We start from the raw sequence: 3,033 nt of genomic DNA, 5'->3' as shown, positions 1-3,033 counted from the left end.
CGCGCCCGCTTGAGGGCCCGGTGGAGCTTGACGTTGGCTTCCTCCAGCTCCAGCACCTTGGCAACGCCGGCGAGGTTCAGGCCCTGGTCCAGCAGTTCCCCGATGCGCAGCAGTACCGCGATGTCCGCATCGCTGTATTGCCGCGTGCCGCCGGAAGTGCGCGACGGCGTCAGCAGGCCCCGCGTCTCATAAAGGCGGATGTTCTGCTGGCCGGTGCCGGCCAGCTTTGCCGCCACCGAGATGGCATACAAAGCCCGGCCCTTCGCGGGCACTGGCGCCCGTCCCGCTTCCCGCTCTGCCATCAGGTCTCCAAAAATTCTCGATGAGTCTTGCTTCAGTTTCCCACGAGTGCTATAAAAAATCTATATCCATGACCATAGATCATGGCAGTGGATATGGTACCGACCCAACATCTTAAGAAGCTGAAGGAGTGGGAAATGATGTTAATGCGCACGGACCCGTTCCGTGAGCTGGACCGGCTCACGCAGCAGGTCTTCGGAACCGCCGCCCGCCCGGCCGCCATGCCCATGGATGCCTGGCAGGAAGACGGTGAATTTGTGGTGGCCTTCGATCTTCCGGGCGTCAAGCTCGATTCGCTGGACCTGAACGTTGAGCGCAACGTCCTCACGGTCCGCGCGGAACGCCAGGACCCCACCCAGCCCAACGTGGAGCTGGTGGCATCCGAGCGTCCCCGCGGCGTCTTCAGCCGCCAGTTGATCCTGGGGGACACCCTGAACACGGACAACGTCAAGGCCAGCTACGACCAAGGTGTCCTGACGCTGCGGATCCCCGTGGCGGAAAAGGCCAAGCCGCGCAAAATCGAAGTCGAGACGCAGCAGGGCCAGATGCAACAGATCGGAACCTAGGCCTTGGTGGGCGGCGCAGGGGAAACCGCGGTTGCCCTGCGCCGCCCCCATTCGGAACTGCAGCTGTAACCTGAAGACTGCCATGAGCCAAACCCCGGATTACTACGCCACCCTGCATATCCCGCCCGACGCCACCCGGCAGCAGATCTCGCGCGCCTACCGTGCCCTGATGCGCAACCACCATCCGGACATGGAAGGCGGAAGGGGAGCGTCAGGGGTCCAGGAGGGTGTGCAGCGCGGGGCGCCGGGGACCGATGCTTCGGGAGGCACTCCACCCGAAGCGGAGCTGCTGCGGATCATGCAGGCTTTCGCCGTCCTGCGCGATCCTGCCCGGCGGGCAGCGTATGACCGCGTTAGGAAGGCAGAACCGGCAGCCCGAGCAGCGCCGGCGCCCCGCACCGGGACGGACATCCCGGTGCGTAAGGTCCGGCACCCGGCCGGTCCGCCTGGGAACACCATTCGAATCACCCCCGTTCACTGGGAAAGCGGCCCATGGGCCTAGCTGCCAGTGCACCTGTCATACCGTAGCTGGCCCGGGCGATCCCTCCCGGGCATCCCCTTCGAGAGGCGGAGAACTGCATGAGCGATTGGCGCCGCTACGATTCACACCTGATGCCTGCCTTCCACGAGCGCTTCGAACAGCGGTGGGGCCAGGGCACTGCTCCATTCCTGGATCCGGAAGCGCATGAGGAGCCCTTGCCACGTGCCCAGTGGATCAACCCCGCAACCGGTGCGGCGCTGGCCGTGGTGCCGGTATGGACGAACGACGAGAAGCAGCAAAGGTCCTTCGGCGTGTTCTACCTCCCGCCCGCGGGCGACATCTGGGTGCTGCGGCCCGGTTATACCGGCTACCTCGAACCCGCCGACGGCGAAACGGAGCATTTGGTCACGCTGCGGAACGATGCCTTCCGCAAGGCCGTGGCGCACGCGAAGGAGTTCCTGTTCGGCGACCAATAATTGGCGGGCGGCTCAGCAAAATTGCCGACGAACTTCCCCATTTTTACATCCATGCCCGGACCCTGGCAGCACGGTCACCAGCAGCAACGGAATCGTGCAAGGATATGTCCTGACCCCGCGTCGGTTGATCCACCGGCGCGGGTACCGTCCTGTCCGTAGTAAGGGTTGATTCAATGCACATTTCCGCCAGGGACCTCGCCGCACTCATCCCGCCGGGGTTCACGCTCGGCGTGGCCACCGCCGCCTTCCAGATCGAAGGTGCGCTGGATGAGGACGGCCGCGGACCTGCAGGCTGGGACGTGTTTTCCCGCAAGCCCGGTGCCATCGTAGAGGACCACAGCCCGGCCGTGGCATGCGACCACTACCACCGCATGCCCCAGGACGTGGCACTCATGAGGCAGCTGGGTGTGGACTCGTACCGGTTCTCGTTCGCCTGGCCCCGCATCCAACCCACGGGAAGCGGCCCGGCAAACCCCGCCGGCCTGGCCTTTTACGACCGCCTGCTGGACGAACTCCTTGCCAACGGAATCTCACCCATGGCCACGATCTACCACTGGGACACGCCCCTGGCCCTGGATGAGGCCGGCGGCTGGATGAACCGCGACACCGCCTACCGCCTGGGGGAGTATGCCGCCATCCTCGCCGGGAAGTTCGGCGACAGGGTGGCCCGGTGGGTGACCATCAACGAGCCCGCCACCGTGAGCACCAACGGGTACTCGCTCGGCCTGCACTCGCCGGGCAAGGAGCTTGTCCTGAACGCCTTCCCCACAGTCCATCACCAACTGCTGGGCCATGGCCTGGCCGTGCAGGCCCTGCGTGCCGCGAACGTCCCGGGCGAAATCGGCATGACCAACGTGTACTCGCCCATGGTCCCGAATTCCATTAACCCGCTGGACCGGATCAGCGCCAACCTGATGGACCTGGCCCAGAACCGTCTTTATGCGGATCCCGTGCTGACCGGAAAATATCCGGACCTGATCCGGGCGGCAAAGTTCTTCAGCTCCTTCGAGCATCCTGCGGAGGACATGGAGCTCATTTCCCAGCCGCTCGATTTTTACGGGCTCAACTACTACATGCCCACCAAGGTGGCAGTCGGGCCCGGCGCCGGCGCGGTGCCGGCGAGCATGGCCGAAGCCATGGGCAGCGACCTCAGCGCGGCGGGCAGCGGCGGAACCCCCTTCCACGTGGAAACCTGGCCGGAGGCAGACAT

General features: G+C 65.1%; 5 protein-coding genes. 4 read left to right on the top strand and 1 reads right to left on the bottom strand.

Annotated elements, in window-relative coordinates:
• The coding region (locus AC5RWX_RS31825) for a MerR family transcriptional regulator (protein WP_494100177.1) at positions 1-302 on the bottom strand (302 nt) is incomplete at its 3' end.
• Positions 303-440: 138 nt separating this feature from the next.
• Here AC5RWX_RS31825 and AC5RWX_RS31820 point away from each other — a divergent pair.
• From AC5RWX_RS31820 to AC5RWX_RS31805, 4 genes are all read left to right on the top strand, one after another.
• On the top strand, positions 441-866 hold the full coding sequence (locus AC5RWX_RS31820) for an Hsp20/alpha crystallin family protein (RefSeq protein WP_494100178.1): 426 nt from the start codon (positions 441-443) through the stop codon (positions 864-866).
• 82 nt (positions 867-948) lie between these two features.
• Positions 949-1,368: a J domain-containing protein gene (locus tag AC5RWX_RS31815; RefSeq protein ID WP_494100176.1), complete on the top strand. Its 420-nt coding sequence runs from the start codon at positions 949-951 to the stop codon at positions 1,366-1,368.
• 77 nt (positions 1,369-1,445) lie between these two features.
• Positions 1,446-1,823, top strand: coding sequence for a hypothetical protein (locus AC5RWX_RS31810; RefSeq protein ID WP_458779578.1), 378 nt, complete (start codon positions 1,446-1,448; stop codon positions 1,821-1,823).
• A 173-nt stretch (positions 1,824-1,996) separates the two neighbouring features.
• On the top strand, positions 1,997-3,033 hold a 1,037-nt coding region (locus AC5RWX_RS31805), incomplete at its 3' end, for a glycoside hydrolase family 1 protein (RefSeq protein WP_494100175.1).

The organism is Arthrobacter sp. SPT-J7, from assembly GCF_059089965.1.
Note: the sequence above shows the minus strand (reverse complement) of the source record. Positions and strands in the feature narration are given on the sequence as shown.